Below are 16364 nucleotides of genomic sequence, written 5' to 3' on the forward strand. Positions count from 1 at the left end.
ACTGACGAAGAGGAATCCACTGAGGACTCCTCTTCTGCTCCTTCTGAGGATGACAGCACTGAAGAAACCGAAGACTCCGGTGGAGAATCATCCACTGACGAAGAGGAATCCACTGAGGACTCCTCTTCTGCTCCTTCTGGGGACGACAGCACTGAAGAAACCGAAGACTCCGGTGGAGAATCATCCACAAATGAAGAAGCCCCTGACGAGAATTCTTCGTCAGAGACTTCTAGTGATACTGAAAATGAAACAGATGAAGGCAGTTCTTCCGAACAAGAAGAGTAAGGAATAAAAAGCCATTATGTATTGAAATTAAGAATTAAGCCATTTGGGCCAGTCCAATCCATACCAGCAATATCGCAATAGGCACTGAAACCATTCCTGCTGTCCGCAGAAAACGTCGATTTTCTTTACTTCCTTTAAATATTAAATAGAAACTTTCCAGTAAAATAATAATACCAATAATTAAAGCAACCAAAACCGCCTCGCCCCCTTTCTATTCTTTCTGTATATCATACCTGAAGGGTCATTAGAAATAAAGAAGCCTCCGTACTTATTATGTACGGAGGCTTCTTACATTTTCGCACTCTAGTCTTCCATAGTAGAAAGATCACCAGTAGGCAGATCAAGCTCCCATGCTTTCAAGACACGGCGCATAATCTTACCACTTCTTGTTTTCGGAAGTGATTTACGGAATTCAATTTCTTTCGGTGCAACGTGACCAGCAAGTTCTTTTTTCACGAAGTTTTGAATTTCTTCCTTCAACTCGTCTGAAGCTTCATATCCTTCCCGCAGGGCTACAAATGCTTTGATGATTTCCCCGCGTACCGGATCCGGCTTGCCAATAACCCCTGCTTCACCTACAGCCGGGTGTTCAACCAGTTTGCTTTCTACTTCAAATGGTCCGACTCTCTCACCAGCAGTCATGATAACGTCATCTACACGGCCCTGGAACCAGAAGTAGCCATCTTCGTCCATATACGCAGAGTCACCGGATACGTACCAGCCATTTAATTCAAAGTAGCTGTCATATTTTTCTTTTCTATTCCAGATAGCTCTCATCATTGCCGGCCAGGTTGGCTTGATAGCCAGATTACCCATTCGATTCGGCGGAAGCTCATTGCCCTGATCATCGACAATTGCTCCGTAGACTCCTGGGATTGGTTTCCCCATGGAACCGGCTTTAATTGTCATTGCCGGGTAGTTACATATCATCATTGCACCTGTTTCTGTCATCCACCATGTGTCATGAATGCGGAGATTGAACGCTTTTTCGCCCCAGCGTACCACTTCTGGATTTAACGGCTCCCCGACACTCAAAATGTGTCGCAGCGAAGAAAGATCATATTCTTTCACAAGTTCGTCCCCGGCACTCATGAGCATCCGGAAAGCAGTTGGTGCACTGTACCATACGGATACATTGTACCGATCCAAAGTATCATACCAGTCCTGTGCGCTGAAGCGTCCGCCGCGCACCACGTTTGTTACTCCGGCAAGCCATGGACCGAATATGCCGTAGGATGTGCCGGTTACCCAGCCCGGATCGGCTGTACACCAGTATACATCCCCGTCTTTCAAATCCAACACCCATTTCGCTGTCTGATAATGCTGTATCATCGCATTGTGTACGTGATAAACACCCTTGGGCTTTCCAGTAGAGCCTGAAGTATAATGCAGAATCAGTCCGTCTTCACGGTCTACCCATTCCGGTTCAAAATCGCTGCCTGCCTGCTGAAGTCTTGCATCAAAATCCAAAAATCCGCCTTTTTCATCGTCTACGCCTCCGTGGATGAACACCGTTTCCAGATTTGGAAGGTCATCAAACGGTACCCGTTCTACTAACTGAGGCGTTGTAACGAGTGCTTTTGCTTCGCTGTCTTCAAGACGGTCCCGGACAGCTCCTTCCATGAAGGCTTCAAACAATGGGCCAACGATAGCGCCCACTTTAACTGCTCCGAGAAGAGCAAAGTAAAGTTCGGGAGAACGGGACATGAAAATGAAGACACGGTCTCCTTTCTCAATACCTGCTTCCTTCATTACATTTGCTGCTTTGTTTGTGTATTTTTTCATATCCGCAAATGTATACTCCTCTTTGCGGCTTCCATCTAAATAATGAAGTGCTACCTGATTTTGCTTATCAGGATTCTCAGCATGGCGATCAATTGCTTCATATGCCATGTTTACTTTTCCTGTTTCGTACCAAGAGAATTGTTTTTCGATTTCCGACCAGTCAAAGTTTTGTTTTGCTTCTTCGTAGTCTTGTAGGTTGTAATTTCCGTCAATTGGTGGAAGCGTTTGCACTTTCATTTGAAACATTCCCTTCTGTCGATCTTGATTTGCACAAATTCATTATAATATAAGTTCATACATTGTTCAATTCTTTCATTTCTTAATATTCTCATTTCTTCCACCAATCTGAAGTAATTTTCTGATATGATAATAATGTAAGCAGTACCATAGGTGGATGAAGGATGGTGTACATGATTCACAAAAAGACCTATTATTCCAGGGAAATCGCATGGAACAACCACACTTTGCTCATGGAAGGCCCTGTTTCTGGTAAAACACTTCACGATTACGACTTTCATCCAGGCCTTACAGCGTTTCGCTCCCATGAAGAACAAAAAAAGGCATTGATTGGCATTGCTGATCTTCCTGAAGGGCGTATTAATATTGTCGCTGATGGCAAAACGATTGTCGGCTATGTCACATTTGTCTATCCGGATCCTTTAGAACGCTGGTCAGAAGCCCGGTTGGACAGTCTCCTGGAGCTTGGGGCCATAGAAATAGCCAAAGAGTACAGGGGAGCTAAAATTGGCAAACGTCTGTTAGAGTTTTCTGTGCTCGATGATGCCATGGAAGACTATATTATTATTACCACAGAATACTACTGGCACTGGGATCTTAAATCAAGCGGCTTAACCGTCTGGGAATATAGAAAACTTATGGAAAAAATGATGAATGCCGGCGGGCTCGAATGGATGGCAACTGACGATCCTGAAATTTGCTCTCACCCCGCAAATTGTTTAATGGTAAGAATAGGCTCACGTGTATCAGATACCGATATTCAACAATTTGATAATGTTCGTTTTACTAATAAATTTATGTTTTAACCGCCTGCACAGAGGAGGAATGTTTGCTTGTTCGTGGAAGAAATTATGGTTAAAGACGTCATAACAATTGAACGCACCACGCTTATACGCACAGCTTTAGAGCTTTTGGAAAAGCACCGCATCCGGCATATACCTGTGATTGACGAAAATCGTTATGTCGTTGGTATTGTAGCGGACAGGGATATCCGCGATGCCAGCCCTTCCATTTTTCAGCCTGGCGATGACAAAAAAGAATTGGAACAGCCCGTTTCTACAATTATGACTTTTCCCGTCATCACCATCATGTCCTATGATCTGATGGCTGATGCTGCAGTAGTCTTATATGAGAACGATATCAGTGCTCTCCCTGTCGTTTCCTCAGACGATAAACTGGTCGGCATACTAACTGAAACCAACGTTCTGCATACGTTAGTAAAGATGACAGGAGCCAATCAGCCGTCCTCTCAGATAGACGTTGTTGTTCCTAATTTATCCGGGCAGCTGGCAGAATTATCATTGATTTTTAAAGAAAAAGGGACAAATGTTATCAGTGTACTGCTCTTTCCACACAATGAAATTGATAAGCAGGTGCTCAGCTTCCGGGTGCAGACAATGGACCCCCGAAGGCTGATTGCCGCCATTGAAGAAAAAGGGTACACCGTACAATGGCCGAGAATGCCGGAGCCGGGATCATGACAATGAATCACGCTCTCGTTTATTCTCCGGATATGCCGCAGTACAAATTTAATGACGATCATCCTTTCAGCCCCCTTCGTCAGCAAATTACCTTTGATCTGCTACTGGAAATGGGGGCAATCAATGATAATCAGCTCATTCCGTCACGGATGGCAACGGACGAAGAAATAATGCTTGTACACGACCAACATTACGTAGAGGCAGTTAAAGCGGCAGGAAAAGGCGAGCTTAGTATTGGCGTTGCAAACAACTACGGCCTGGGAACGGAAGATACACCTATTTTTGACCATATGCACGAAGCTTCTGCCACGCTTGTCGGCGGTACTCTTCAGGCTGTTGAAGCAGTTCTTTCCGGGAAAGCAACTCATGCCTTCCACCTTGGCGGAGGTCTGCATCATGGCTTTCAGGGAAAGGCTTCGGGCTTTTGTGTATATAATGACAGCTCCATTGCCATTGAATACGCCCGTAAACAATTCGGTGCACGCGTTTTATATGTTGATACCGATGCCCACCACGGAGATGGAGTCCAGTTTTCTTTTTACGAGGAACCGGATGTTTGCACACTATCAATTCATGAAACAGGAAGATACCTGTTTCCAGGCACCGGCAGTGTTGGTGAGAAAGGCGCCGGGCAGGGCTACGGTACTTCCATCAATATACCAGTGGACGCCTTTACAGAGGATGAGTCCTTTCTGCATTGCTATGAGACAGCATTGCGGGAAGCAGCCGAGTTTTTCAAACCAGACGTCATTTTTACACTTAACGGGGCAGACGCGCACTATTTCGATCCACTCACTCATCTCTCCTTAAGCATTGAATCATACAAGGCCATTCCTGCTATCGCCCATCAAGTAGCCCATGAATACTGCGAAGGCAGATGGATTGCAGTCGGTGGCGGAGGTTACGATATGTGGAGAGTCGTACCAAGAGCCTGGGCAGCCGTATGGCTTGAAATGAGTGAACAGACCCAATTATACGAACAAAACTGTCCAGAAGAATGGCGGAGCCGCTGGGGAACAAATGCGCCTATCGAGCTTCCAACCAAATGGCTGGACCCGGAGCAAATGTATGCCCCTATCCCCAGACGACCGGAAATTGAAGAAAAAAATATACGTTCATTAGAAAAAGCCCTTTTTCATATTAGAAATGAAAAAAAGCCGTGATAATATAAAAATAAGGGAAGCAGCCAGGCTGCTTCCCTTATTTTTCGGGGATAGTCGTTGATTGTCTGTACTCCAGACGGTGTGGAAGGACTACAGTGCTTTCATCCACTTCCTCTTTGTTCATAAATTTCGTCAAAAGCCGCATTGAAACTGCTCCGATATCATACATCGGCTGTACTACAGTCGTTAATGTCGGCCTAACCATGGTAGCAAGACGTGTATTATCAAAGCCGATGACGTTAACCTGCTCCGGTACGCTGAAGCCATCATCCTGAAGCCCGTGAATAACACCAAGAGCCATTTCGTCTGTAGAAGCAAAAATAGCAGTTGGAGGGTTTTCAAGCTTCATCAGGGACTGGGCAGCCCGTAGTCCGGAATCATATGAATAATCTCCTACTGTTACTAATTCTTCTTCAAAAGTAATATTGTTTTTATTCAGAGCTTCCTTATATCCGCTGAATTTTTTATATCCATTTACCGGATCTTCAAGAGAGCCGGAAACCATACCGATTCTTTGGTGGCCGCCTTCGATCAGTTCTTCTACAGCATCAAAAGCAGCATCTGCATAATCAATATTTACTGAAGGCACTTCCTTATTTTCATCAACTGTTGCAGCCAGAACGATCGGCACCGGGGAGTGCTTGAACTGTTCTACATGCTCCTCAGTAATTTCGCCGCCCATAAATACAATCCCATCCACCTGTTTTTCAAGCAGCGTATTAATCAGATTGATTTCCCGGTCTTTATTCTGATCGGAGTTGCTCAGAATGATATTGTATTTATACATCATCGCAATGTCTTCTATCCCGCGGGCCAGTTCAGCAAAGAAAATGCTTGATATATCCGGAATAATCACACCGACAGTGGTCGTTTTTTTGCTTGCAAGACCACGTGCTACAGCGTTTGGACGATAGCCGAGCCCTTCAATGGCATCCAGCACCTTTTTTCTTGTAGCTGGCTTCACGTTTGGATTGCCGTTCACCACACGCGAGACGGTCGCCATCGAAACGCCAGCCTCTCTTGCTACATCATAAATTGTTGTATTCACTAGTAATCCTCCTTCAAGTCCCTTTCATCCACTTCTTAACAGATGATGCTATCATATAATAATGGTTATCGCCTCTGCAATTCATTTATGAAAACTTTTCATAACTTCCTATTCAACAAAGTAAGTTCCGGGTTGTTCTTTTCTTCACAATCACAGATTTTCCAATCATACCATATTAAGCGCAAAACGTCTTTATTCTTGATTTGGCTTGTTTTCAATTGTTTTCATTTTACTATGTTTTCATGCTTGTTTTCAAGAAAACGCTATCAAATAATTTAAATTAATCAGCAGGACTTATCACATAAAAAAGCACAGGAAGCCCTGTGCTTTCTTGTGCTGAATTATGATTTGTATAATCCGGAAGCCCGTAAAGAATCCAGGAACGATTCAAATTGAGCAAGATCCATTTGCTGAGCGGAATCAGAAAGAGCGACAGCTGGATCAGGGTGTACTTCAGCCATAACTGCATCTGCACCGATAGCAAATGCTGCACGTGCTGTTGGTTCAAGCAGATCTCTTCTGCCCGTAGAGTGTGTCACATCCACCATTACTGGAAGGTGTGTTTCTTTTTTTAGAATTGGTACTGCAGAAATATCGAGGGTGTTTCTCGTTGCTTTTTCGTACGTACGGATGCCGCGTTCGCAAAGAATAATATTTTCATTCCCTTTAGCCAGAATGTATTCGGCGCCTTTAATCAATTCATCAATAGTCGAAGACATCCCGCGTTTCATTAAGACAGGTTTGTCTACGCCACCCACTTCTTTTAATAGTTCAAAGTTCTGGGAGTTTCTCGCGCCGACCTGAATAACGTCGAGGTAATCCAGTGACATCTCTACATCCTGCGGGCTCACAATTTCGCTGATCACTACCATATCCAGCTCATCAGCTACACGGCGCAGAATTTCAAGGCCTTCCTTGCCAAGTCCCTGGAAATCGTACGGGGAAGTTCTCGGTTTGAATGCCCCGCCGCGCAGAAGGCGAATGCCCTGGCTTTTCATGAATTTAGCTACTTCATACACCTGTTCGTAGCTTTCCACGGAACAAGGACCTGCAACAAGACGCTGAGAACCGTCTCCGATTTTCTCGCCTTTCAGGTCAACAATTGTATCTTCAGGCTTTTTCTTACGGGAGACCAGCAGTTCTTTACGATTATCGTCTTCCTGAAGCTCAAGGCCTGCCTGGAAGATTTGTTTGAAAATATGCTGAACCGTGGAAGTGTAGAAAGGCCCTTCGTTATGTTCTGCAATATGATCAAGCATATGGCGCTCACGTACCGGATCGAATCGCTTCTGTCCAGACTTGCTTTTTACGTCCCCGATTTCCCGGACTAGGCGTCCACGTTCATTAATCAGTTCCAACAGCTTTACGTTCACATCATCCAATTGTTCTCTCAGGGCATCTAACTGTTCGTTACTCATACTCTCCACTCCTTCAGTCAATTACTTATCTTTTCGATTACGCCCCATTATAAACGAAGAATTCTGTTCTGTCAGCCCTTTTTTCTTTATTTCTTAAACGCTTTTAAGTATTAAAGCGTTTTTACCTTTAGAATAAGCTTTTCGTCTATATTTGATTAAAAAAACATATTAAAAACCGCTGCGTTTGACGCAACGGCCTTAACTTTTACGTATTATTGCTGTTGTTTTCTGTTGAATCTTTATGCAGATCGCGTACATCTTTTTTTACATCTTCTGCCGCTGCTTCTTCACTTTCATCAATACGTTCATTAAGTTCTTTTGCCAGCTCTTCAGCAGACTTTTCCTCGTTTTCTCCCGAGCTTCCTTTCACTCGTTCATATAAATGAGAAGACTGGGCAGAAACATTTTTGGCCAGCTCGCTGGACTTATCTTTAGCACGATTTGCCCAATCACTGCCTTTTTCGTACGCTTCGGAAGTTAATCCGCTTGATTTCTGTTTTACTGACTGGGTGCCTTCAGAAAGATCCTGGCGCCATTCTTCCCCTGACTTCGGAGTAAGAAGAAGCGCTGTTGAAGCCCCTACAATACTTCCTATAATCGTGCCAACAATAAAGTCTTTTGTGTTGTACGAAGCCATTCTTTATCGTCCCCTTTATTTTGTCCGTTTTTTCCAGCGGGCATACAAATCAATAAAGGCATTCCCCCACTGAATCACCTGGGTGACCTGCTCTGATTGTTTTGAAGAATAATTGGAAACAGAATCGGCTACACGGCGGAATGAGTGGTTAACATTGTCCACCGATTCCCCGACATTTTGCAGCGACCCTACAAAACCATTAATACTTTCTGTTTTGGTCTGCACGTCTTCCATAATAGTATTAGAACGGTTAAGCATAGCCTCTGATTCCCTGGTAATGCCCTGTACCTGCTGCTCCACTTGTTCCATTGTATTTCCTACGCGCTCCATCATTGTGGTAGCTGTCTTCAGCGTTTTCACGAGGAAAATAATTAGAACGGCAAAAGCGATCGCTGCAATCAGCGCGCTTATGTACCCTAAAATAGCCATATCACAATACACCTCCTGTCGCCATTTTACCACTATTTGTCTGGTTTGAAACTCCATTCTTCATAGAGGATCTTTCTATTCCACTTTTCCCCTTCTCCGTAAAAAGTATGCCTCTTGACTGAAAAAACAATCACCTAAATGCTGGTTCATCCTCTTTTTTTGCTAGTGATACAAAAAAACGGAAAGCTATTGCTTTCCGTCCTTTCAATTTTACTGTTTGGAGGATTCAAGGTGAGCTTCATAGGCACTTTGAAACTTTTGAATGTCTCCGGCTCCCATAAATAAAAGCACAGCATCATTATGCGTTTCAAGCACCTGGATACCGTCCTCCTGAATTATTCTTGCTCCAGGAATACGCTGCTTTAAATCATCGATGCTTAAGCTTCCATCCTTTTCCCTGGCTGAGCCAAAAATATCGCAAAGGTAAACGTAGTCTGCCATCTGCAGACTGTCTGCGAAATCATCAAGAAAAGCCTTGGTTCTTGAAAACGTATGCGGCTGAAAAACAGCTGCTACCGAACGGTTCGGGTACTTTTGCTTCGCCGACTCAATGGTGGCCCTGATCTCCGTAGGGTGATGGGCATAATCATCAATCAACACCTGCGACCCGGAAATTTTTTCTGTAAACCGGCGTTTCACCCCGCTGAAAGAAGCCAGCTGTTCACGGATAATAGAAGCGGGCACCTCTTCATAGTGGCAGATGGCAATAACGGCGAGCGCGTTTAGAATATGATGGTTGCCATAGCCCGGAATAGTAAAACGGCCGAAACGGTCCCCGCGGATTTGAACATCGAAGCTGGTGCCGTTTTCGTCTACTAATATGTTTTCTGCATTAAAATCATGCTTTCCTTCAATACCGTAATAAACAATTGGTACCGGAGCGTGCAGCTTTTGAAGATGCTCATCATCACCGCAGGCTACAATACCCTTTTTTACTTTTTGAGCCATTTCATTAAATGCCTGCACCACATCGTCCACATCAGAAAAATAGTCCGGGTGGTCAAAATCGATATTTGTCATGATGGCGTAATCAGGTACATAGTTCAAAAAGTGACGGCGATATTCACAGGCTTCAAACGTAAAAAAGCGGCTGTTTTCCATGCCCTTTCCTGTGCCGTCACCAATCAAGTATGAGGTTGGCTTATACGCTTCGAGCACATGGGCTAAAAGACCGGTGGTGGTCGTTTTACCGTGAGATCCTGCCACTGCTATCGATGTAAAATTCTGAAGAAATTCTCCTAAAAACTGAGGGTATGAATGAACTTCCAGTCCTGACTGCTTTGCCTTTTTCACTTCTTCGTGTGTATCACCATAAGCTGCTGAAGCAACTACTGTCTGGCCTTCATGGATGTTATCAGCCTGAAAAGGAAGAATAGAGATGTTTTTCTTTTCAAGAGGCTGCTGGGTAAAAAACGTTTTTTCAACATCTGAGCCCTGTACAGTATGATTCATATCGTGCAGAATCTGGGCAAGAGCACTCATACCGGATCCTTTAATTCCAATAAAATGATAATTAGACATATTGTCTTCCTCCGTTCTTTCAAAAAACCTTGCCGCCGAAACGCACAGGTGAAAGAGATCGTTTTTCATGGTGTGTATCATATGTAAACATACTTGTCTTATTATAGCAAAAACCTTTAGTTCCTCCAATGGAACGGCTTGAATTGGGCAGAAAAGCTTGAATCCCGTCTTCGTTTAAAGTTAAAAACTAACAGACGGGAGTGCAAACTGCAGCCAGGAAGCCCCTTTTTCTTTATGCCAACGAATGTGTTCTTCTTTCTGGTAAGCTTTTTCCGCCTCAAGCATAAGTGCCTGAAAACCTTCGAAATCAGACCGGAGCGGTACTGCCTGTCCCAGGCGGGTATCCTCAAAACCCACACGTGCTGTCCGGGCGAGCCAGATGGAGGACGCAGCCGGTTCCAAAGCAGCGTCCTGCTGCAGCCGGTTTGAAAATTCCTGTTTGCCTACTGCTCTCACCCAGTAATTTTTTTCATTCAATTCCACTGGCATCCAGGAAGCCGTTAACAGCAGACCTCCGAGCTGGAGATCCATCCGGGTCCTCGCAGGCAGCGTCTGCTTTAAGAACATATCAAATAAATGCGTTCCGATGATAGTTACATAGTCATATGAAAACCATTCCTCAAACAGCATGTCCCACGGTTTCTTTTCCACCTGGCCCACCTCGACCCCAGTCTGTTCGGCAAAAAGATGCTTGGCACGCACCTTTTCACGCAGGTTCGCATTTTCTTCTTTCCAGGCTTTAAATGCTGTGAGCAGGCTTTCGAGGCACCGGTCTGCTTCCGCCTGCCGGCGCTGTCGATACCTTTGTATATCCGAACGCACGGCCAAGAACTCCTTTCCAGGAAAATTAATACTCAACGAGCTCCATTCGATTATTCGGGCGGTGTTTCCGCCCCGCTTTAGCTTCATGTTTTCCATTTAGCAATACATTGTCTCCCGTAAAGCCGATATGGATTTTTAATAGGCTGCTGCCAATACCATAAATATCAACGGGAACGTCTTTAGCTTCATATTCCTCAATACGGGCCGCGTTGAAACCACCACTTACCATTATTTTAACGTGCTGAAATCCTTCTTCGTCCAACACTCTCCGTAAGGCAAAAATTAATTCGGGGTTGGCGCCGGTAGGATTGAAGGAGCCAAGCACTTCCGGATGCCGGCAGAAATATTGATCCACCATACTGCCCGACGTATCGAGACGCACTGTCTGAAGCTCACTGCCAAATTCCCTGGCCACTTTCAAAGAGTCGGTAATAACATCATTATTATAATCCACCAGTGCTACGAGTTCATCTTCAGGGAATGTTTCTTTGTATGCGCGTGTCGCCTGAATAATGTCTCCCTCGAAGAGCTGGAGCAGGGCGTGCGGCATCGTGCCCATTCCCTTTTTCCCCCACCATTCGCTCATCGCGTGAGTCGCCTGTGCCTTGGATCCCCCAATAAAAGCGCTGTATCCGTCTCCTGCCTGCTGCGTGAAATGATCATCTCGGTCTCCCATAAAAATTACAGGCTTTTTTCTTCCGGAAATTTTTGCCGCATTCACGACGTTAAAGACATTTGTAGCAACAGATGTACGCCTCGCAAGTATACCGTCGATCAGGCCTTCGAGGAAGCCGAAATCCTGGTACTTTCCTTCCACCGTCATTACCGTTTCATACGGTTCGATTTTGTTGCCGTCTTCAAGGGCATGGATGACAAGTTCTCCTGGATTGGAGGAGAAGGTTTTCACTAAAGCAACAGCTTCATCCACTCCGCATAAAACGGCGTGATCCTTTTGAAAAAACTGCATCAGCACGCGTTCGTCCGGCTTATATTTCTCTGCGATTTTTTTGGTCTTCAAAAAGTATACTGCGGAGAACCAGCCTTCCTTTACCCGTTCGTCAAATTTAAAGGTTTCGTTTGTTAATCGTTTTTGTTTTCCTTGCAGTTTGAGTTCAATCTCTTTCATAACAGCTGCTCCTTAACCTATGTATCAGAATAAGAGCCCGTGATTTTCCACGGGCTGCTTGTTTTTATTCTATTTATCATATAAAACCTTTCAAGGGAAAGCAAGCCTATACCGACTGCTCCCACTCCTGCCGGGTTACTAATACATTTCTCGGCTTGCTGCCTCTCGCCTCTGAAACAATACCGCGGTTTTCCATCGTATCGATCAGCTTGGCCGCGCGATTATACCCTAAAGAAAACCGGCGCTGCAGCTGGGAGGCGGAAGCCTGCTTTTGATCAATAACGAATTCACATGCATTATCATAAAGGGGATCCTGGTGCTCTTCTTTTTCGAGGTGCTTCTGCAGCTCCTCTTTTTGGAACTGATAAACAGGCTTTTTCTGTTCTTTTACAAAGTCTGTCACGGCATCTATTTCTTCATCTGTTACAAATGTGCCCTGGACACGTGTTGGTTTGGATGCCCCGTTCGGATAGAAAAGCATGTCGCCCTTGCCAATTAACCGCTCAGCGCCTCCCCCGTCCAAAATAGTCCGTGAGTCGACCTGGGAGGACACAGAAAATGCTATTCTCGTTGGAATATTTGCTTTAATAAGACCTGTAATGACGTCTACTGATGGACGCTGCGTGGCCACAAGCAGGTGCATGCCGCAGGCTCTTGCTTTCTGCGCAATACGACAGATCGCATCCTCCACATCCTGTGGCGACACCATCATCAGGTCTGCCAACTCATCAATTACAATGACAAGGTACGGCATTTTATCAGCATAGCGCCCCTGTTTTTCCATGCGCTCGTTATATTTTTTCATGTCTCGCACGCCTTCGCGGGCCAGTCGCTCGTAGCGGTCTTCCATTTCCTGGACCGCCCATTTCAGCGCTCCCGTGGCTTCCTTGGCATCGTTTATTACCGGTGTAATAAGGTGAGGAACTTCCCGGTACGAAGCAAGCTCCACCATTTTAGGATCGATCAGCATCCATTTGCACTCTTCCGGAGAAGATTTATACAACAGGCTCAACAGAATGGAGTTGATGCAGACACTCTTTCCTGATCCTGTAGCACCTGCAATCAACCCGTGCGGCATGTTTTGCAGGTCGGCTATGACAGGGTTGCCGCCAATGTCTAGACCCATGGCTACTGAGAGCGGCGATTGATGATTTTTAAATACGTCCCGGCGGAGAATTTCCCGTAAAAATACCGGTGCAGATGTCGGATTGGGCACTTCAATACCAATAGCATTCTTCCCCGGGATAGGGGCTTCCATTCTTAAATCTTTCGCCGCGAGAGCCATTTTAATATCATCTGTGAGGTTAGTTACTTTTGTCACTTTCACGCCTGGCGCCGGCTGGACTTCAAACCTTGTAACCGAAGGTCCTTTTGTAATCTGAGAAACCTTTGCATCCACATGAAAGTTTTTCAGCGTAGTTTCAAGCTGTTCTTTCTGCTCTTCAAGCTCACTCTCATCTTCATCTTCTTTTTTAGGAGGAATATTGAGCAGTTGAAGCGATGGCAGCCGGTAGCCCTTTTGTTTTGGCTGCTGAACGGAACGCTTATCTTTAGGATACATCATGACATTAAACGGGGTAGACGTGGACGTCCGCTTGCTGCCGTTTTGTTTTTTCGCCGGTGCTTTCGCTTTTTCTTTCACTGATGAAGGCGAAGGAGTTTTCAGTTCTTCTGTTTTCGGTTCTTTTTTACTCACGGGCAGTTCGCTTTTTTCCTGTGCTGGCACAGGTTTGTTTTCTACTGCTGCCGGCTTTGTTTCCTGCACGTCTTCTGTGACAGTCTCTGGAGTACGTTCTTCTTTCCAATGGAGCGAGGCCGTCTGAGGAGCATGATCTTGTTCCAGCCCCTCTTTTTCGACAGGCTCTTTATCTGCTTCTTCCTCCGGCACTATTTCAAACGCAGTGCCTGAGGGAAACAGATCAGAGTCTTTTTTTTCTTCTGACTCAGGCTCAACCTCCGATATACTGTTCTCTTCTTCCTGGCTTTTTGCTTCTGAGTCCCATCTCCCGCTTCTCTGTGCCCTGCTGATTTCCATAAAGCGGTCGGTATCTTCCTGCAGAATGGAAGGTGCCCTCCGCTTTCGCCCCGCTTCTTTCTCTTCGACCTGCTTCGTTACGGATGAAGGCCTTCTATCTCCCGCGCGGATTGAATTCAGGAAAGCAATATCCTCCCGAATCTGTTCCTGCACAGAAGTTTCCTTTCTGTTTTCCGCCTCCGGATCTCTTAAATTACCCGGATGCAGGTCGGCCTGCTGATACCCAAATATTGGGGAAGGGATACTGCCTGCTTCAAAGTTTTTTCCCCGGAAATAGCTGGACTCCTCTGTTTCGGTCTTTTTTTCTCCTCTGGGCTCAGAACGTTTAGAGCTTTTCCCACTGCGTTCCTGTTCGGTTTCCCATCGGTCGTGACCGGCTGTGCGCGGTTCAGCAGAAGATCCCGAAAGCTTTGCTGGGCTCGGCCGGTCAGGGGCGCGGGCACTGCTTTTTTGTTGTTGTGCTTCCTCATAGCTTTTAGGGTAAACGTTAAACATTTTCACCGGCTCAGATTCCTGATACGTCATTCTCGCTATGTATGGAGGAGGATCCTCTCCGGAGCGCTTTATACGATTTTCACGGTTGTTTTCCTCTGGTTGCTCTTCATCGTTAAAAAGAAAATGCTGCATTCTTTTCATCCATTGTTGAAAGGATGACGGCATTTTCAACCCCTCCTTTTCTTACCGGGCCTTTTTGAGTTTATTTTTCTTTACCTGCACAAGAAAAACCCCTAGCACGACTAGCGGTTTTTCATTCACTTACTAAACGGAGGCCGATACCGGTCGTTCATGATACTGCTTATAAAAGTCCTCTCCTGTTTCATAAGCATCACTGAGAACGAGGATACCTTTTTCTGTCTGCTTTTCCGGCAGGGCAAGCTCAGACACCGAGCAGATCATACCAGTAGAAGTCACACCGCGCAGCTTCGATTTTTTAATTTTCATTCCTGATGGCATCACTGCCCCCGGTACTGCTACAGCCACCTTTTGGCCTTTATCCACATTCGGGGCACCGCAGACAATCTGAAGCGTGTCTGCTCCTGTATCCACCTGGCAGACGCTCAATTTATCTGCGTCCGGGTGCTGTTTTTTCTCAGTCACATAGCCCACCACAAATTCGGACTGGGACGGCACTTCAAGCGAACCGTCTATATTGTTTTCTTTCAGGACTTTATTAATGAGCTGGGTATGGCCTGCATCCGCCGCTATTCTTCCTGTTCCTTTGATGTCTCCGTAGGAGGAGGCGTTAAAAATATGGTAGCCTGCTGTTTCTTTCGTTGTAGCATGGGTGAGCACGGCCACATCTCCGTGTCTTACCGTTTCACGCTGTTTTGAGTTTATTGGTTTTAATGAGATGAGAAGTACATCCCCGATTCCTTTGGGATTATAAAAAATATTCATTCGTTGTGGCTCCTTTACGCTAACTTAACTTTTATTGTATCACAGCTTGAACGCTCCCGCGAATCAGGTTTTAGGGCGTTTTTTAGCTAAAATAAAGATTGGTTCGAATTCTCCGTTTTCATACATAAACGGGAGAGCCGTAATCGGTACCCGGCCATCATTAAAAAAGCGGAAAGCCATCTGTCCGAGTACATCGAAGCCGTTATCGTTTGTGATATCTGCAATAATAAAGACGTCGTTATGGGGAACTGCTACTGCCATATCCCCCTGCACATCTTCAGCCACACTCTGCAGTAAAGCCTCGTTTAATATACGACTTGCATCATAGCCATCATTTGTATTAATAAAATAAAACGTGTTTCCTGCCACCGTATCTTTCTTCATAGGAACTTCCAGCTTTTTCAAATTACTGCTTGCAGCCTGGCGGATGCTCTCCGTTTCTATCTGTTCAGCTTCGAGCGTTTCCTGTTCGATCAATGAATACGCTTCTCCCATATCAAGAGCATAAAAAATTCTTGTTTCCGCTGTATGGTCGTCCCATACGAGCTCCTTTCCGTCTTTCGTTTCGGTTGGAAAAGAGGTCGAACGTATTACTGGATAAATATATTGTTCCTGGCCGGAAAGGGAAACATCACGTTGCATGGCACGAAATGAGGTATCGATATAATGCACAACCTCCTCCACGGCCTTTTCCCCTTCTCGTTCATATTTTGCTGCCCACTTGCTTAAATCCAGATCAACTCCGGTTTTCAGCTGCTTGTGCTCGACCCGCAGGGAGCTTTGTTCATCATCATATTTAAACGTACGGGAATTGTCGTCTTTTAGTCGTTCCCGCAGTATTCGCTGTAGCTTACGTACTTCCATTCTTAATCGCTCCTCTTGAACATTCTTAATTCCATCGTAACATGTGCAAAGGTGTACTCCCACACTCGTGCTTACTGTCAAAAAAAGACTGCCCCTTTTTAGGGACAGCCCTCTA

General features: G+C 45.3%; 15 protein-coding genes and 1 pseudogene. 4 read left to right on the top strand and 12 right to left on the bottom strand.

Going from position 1 to position 16364, the window contains the following annotated elements:
• Positions 1 to 285, top strand: a pseudogene (locus Q9M42_RS09145) (hypothetical protein); the annotation flags it as partial.
• A 34-nt stretch (positions 286 to 319) separates the two neighbouring features.
• On the opposite strand, the gene Q9M42_RS09150 reads toward Q9M42_RS09145, so the two are convergent.
• Both Q9M42_RS09150 and acsA read right to left on the bottom strand, forming a co-directional pair.
• The gene (locus tag Q9M42_RS09150; RefSeq protein ID WP_176967740.1) at positions 320 to 478 is read right to left on the bottom strand and encodes a hypothetical protein; all 159 of its coding nucleotides are present in this window, start codon (positions 476 to 478) and stop codon (positions 320 to 322) included.
• Positions 479 to 588: 110 nt separating this feature from the next.
• Positions 589 to 2307 carry an acetate--CoA ligase gene (gene acsA / locus Q9M42_RS09155; RefSeq protein ID WP_322526189.1) on the bottom strand — a complete coding sequence of 573 codons (1719 nt, stop codon included), beginning with the start codon at positions 2305 to 2307 and terminating at the stop codon, positions 589 to 591.
• 173 nt (positions 2308 to 2480) lie between these two features.
• Here acsA and Q9M42_RS09160 point away from each other — a divergent pair, with 173 nt between their 5' ends.
• The 3 genes from Q9M42_RS09160 to Q9M42_RS09170 are packed head-to-tail and all read left to right on the top strand — an operon-like array spanning position 2481 to position 4951.
• Positions 2481 to 3113, top strand: a complete 633-nt coding sequence (locus tag Q9M42_RS09160) for a GNAT family N-acetyltransferase (protein ID WP_322526385.1) — start codon at positions 2481 to 2483, stop codon at positions 3111 to 3113.
• 33 nt (positions 3114 to 3146) lie between these two features.
• Positions 3147 to 3788 (top strand): acetoin utilization AcuB family protein, encoded by a 642-nt coding sequence (locus Q9M42_RS09165; protein WP_322526386.1) that lies wholly within the window; start codon positions 3147 to 3149, stop codon positions 3786 to 3788.
• Complete coding sequence (locus tag Q9M42_RS09170; RefSeq protein WP_322526387.1) at positions 3785 to 4951, top strand: acetoin utilization protein AcuC; 1167 nt, start codon at positions 3785 to 3787, stop codon at positions 4949 to 4951. Before Q9M42_RS09165 ends, Q9M42_RS09170 begins: the two co-directional genes overlap by 4 nt.
• A 37-nt stretch (positions 4952 to 4988) precedes the next feature.
• On the opposite strand, the gene ccpA is transcribed toward Q9M42_RS09170, so the two are convergent.
• From ccpA to Q9M42_RS09220, 10 genes are all read right to left on the bottom strand, one after another.
• Positions 4989 to 5999: a catabolite control protein A gene (gene ccpA, locus Q9M42_RS09175; protein ID WP_322526190.1), complete on the bottom strand. Its 1011-nt coding sequence runs from the start codon at positions 5997 to 5999 to the stop codon at positions 4989 to 4991.
• Between the two features lie 341 nt (positions 6000 to 6340).
• Positions 6341 to 7417, bottom strand: coding sequence for a bifunctional 3-deoxy-7-phosphoheptulonate synthase/chorismate mutase (locus tag Q9M42_RS09180; protein WP_022795222.1), 1077 nt, complete (start codon positions 7415 to 7417; stop codon positions 6341 to 6343).
• Positions 7418 to 7622: 205 nt separating this feature from the next.
• Complete coding sequence (locus tag Q9M42_RS09185; protein WP_322526191.1) at positions 7623 to 8054, bottom strand: YtxH domain-containing protein; 432 nt, start codon at positions 8052 to 8054, stop codon at positions 7623 to 7625.
• A gap of 15 nt (positions 8055 to 8069) precedes the next feature.
• A complete protein-coding gene (locus Q9M42_RS09190) occupies positions 8070 to 8483 on the bottom strand; it encodes a DUF948 domain-containing protein (protein ID WP_022795220.1) in 414 nt (137 codons plus the stop codon).
• 210 nt (positions 8484 to 8693) lie between these two features.
• Positions 8694 to 10004, bottom strand: coding sequence for a UDP-N-acetylmuramate--L-alanine ligase (murC, locus tag Q9M42_RS09195; protein ID WP_322526192.1), 1311 nt, complete (start codon positions 10002 to 10004; stop codon positions 8694 to 8696).
• Positions 10005 to 10184: 180 nt separating this feature from the next.
• Complete coding sequence (locus tag Q9M42_RS09200; protein WP_322526193.1) at positions 10185 to 10826, bottom strand: hypothetical protein; 642 nt, start codon at positions 10824 to 10826, stop codon at positions 10185 to 10187.
• Positions 10827 to 10851: 25 nt separating this feature from the next.
• Positions 10852 to 11952 carry a nicotinate phosphoribosyltransferase gene (locus Q9M42_RS09205; protein WP_322526194.1) on the bottom strand — a complete coding sequence of 367 codons (1101 nt, stop codon included), beginning with the start codon at positions 11950 to 11952 and terminating at the stop codon, positions 10852 to 10854.
• Between the two features lie 106 nt (positions 11953 to 12058).
• The gene (locus Q9M42_RS09210; protein ID WP_322526195.1) at positions 12059 to 14647 is read right to left on the bottom strand and encodes a DNA translocase FtsK; all 2589 of its coding nucleotides are present in this window, start codon (positions 14645 to 14647) and stop codon (positions 12059 to 12061) included.
• Between the two features lie 99 nt (positions 14648 to 14746).
• A complete protein-coding gene (gene ytpR / locus Q9M42_RS09215; RefSeq protein ID WP_322526196.1) occupies positions 14747 to 15385 on the bottom strand; it encodes a YtpR family tRNA-binding protein in 639 nt (212 codons plus the stop codon).
• A gap of 63 nt (positions 15386 to 15448) precedes the next feature.
• Complete coding sequence (locus Q9M42_RS09220) at positions 15449 to 16249, bottom strand: DUF1444 family protein (RefSeq protein ID WP_322526197.1); 801 nt, start codon at positions 16247 to 16249, stop codon at positions 15449 to 15451.
• Positions 16250 to 16364: the final 115 nt, after the last annotated feature.

Source organism: Marinococcus luteus (genome assembly GCF_034497705.1).
Classification (GTDB): domain Bacteria; phylum Bacillota; class Bacilli; order Bacillales; family Marinococcaceae; genus Marinococcus; species Marinococcus luteus_A.

Coding starts and splice junctions, on each gene's coding strand:
- Q9M42_RS09185 (WP_322526191.1), bottom strand. CDS start 8,054: ATGGCTTCGTACAACACAAAAGACTTTATTGTTGGCACGATTATAGGA.
- Q9M42_RS09180 (WP_022795222.1), bottom strand. CDS start 7,417: ATGAGTAACGAACAGTTAGATGCCCTGAGAGAACAATTGGATGATGTG.
- Q9M42_RS09170 (WP_322526387.1), top strand. CDS start 3,785: ATGACAATGAATCACGCTCTCGTTTATTCTCCGGATATGCCGCAGTAC.
- Q9M42_RS09205 (WP_322526194.1), bottom strand. CDS start 11,952: ATGAAAGAGATTGAACTCAAACTGCAAGGAAAACAAAAACGATTAACA.
- Q9M42_RS09210 (WP_322526195.1), bottom strand. CDS start 14,647: ATGCCGTCATCCTTTCAACAATGGATGAAAAGAATGCAGCATTTTCTT.
- murC (WP_322526192.1), bottom strand. CDS start 10,004: ATGTCTAATTATCATTTTATTGGAATTAAAGGATCCGGTATGAGTGCT.
- acsA (WP_322526189.1), bottom strand. CDS start 2,307: ATGAAAGTGCAAACGCTTCCACCAATTGACGGAAATTACAACCTACAA.
- Q9M42_RS09220 (WP_322526197.1), bottom strand. CDS start 16,249: ATGGAAGTACGTAAGCTACAGCGAATACTGCGGGAACGACTAAAAGAC.
- Q9M42_RS09160 (WP_322526385.1), top strand. CDS start 2,481: ATGATTCACAAAAAGACCTATTATTCCAGGGAAATCGCATGGAACAAC.
- Q9M42_RS09190 (WP_022795220.1), bottom strand. CDS start 8,483: ATGGCTATTTTAGGGTACATAAGCGCGCTGATTGCAGCGATCGCTTTT.
- ytpR (WP_322526196.1), bottom strand. CDS start 15,385: ATGAATATTTTTTATAATCCCAAAGGAATCGGGGATGTACTTCTCATC.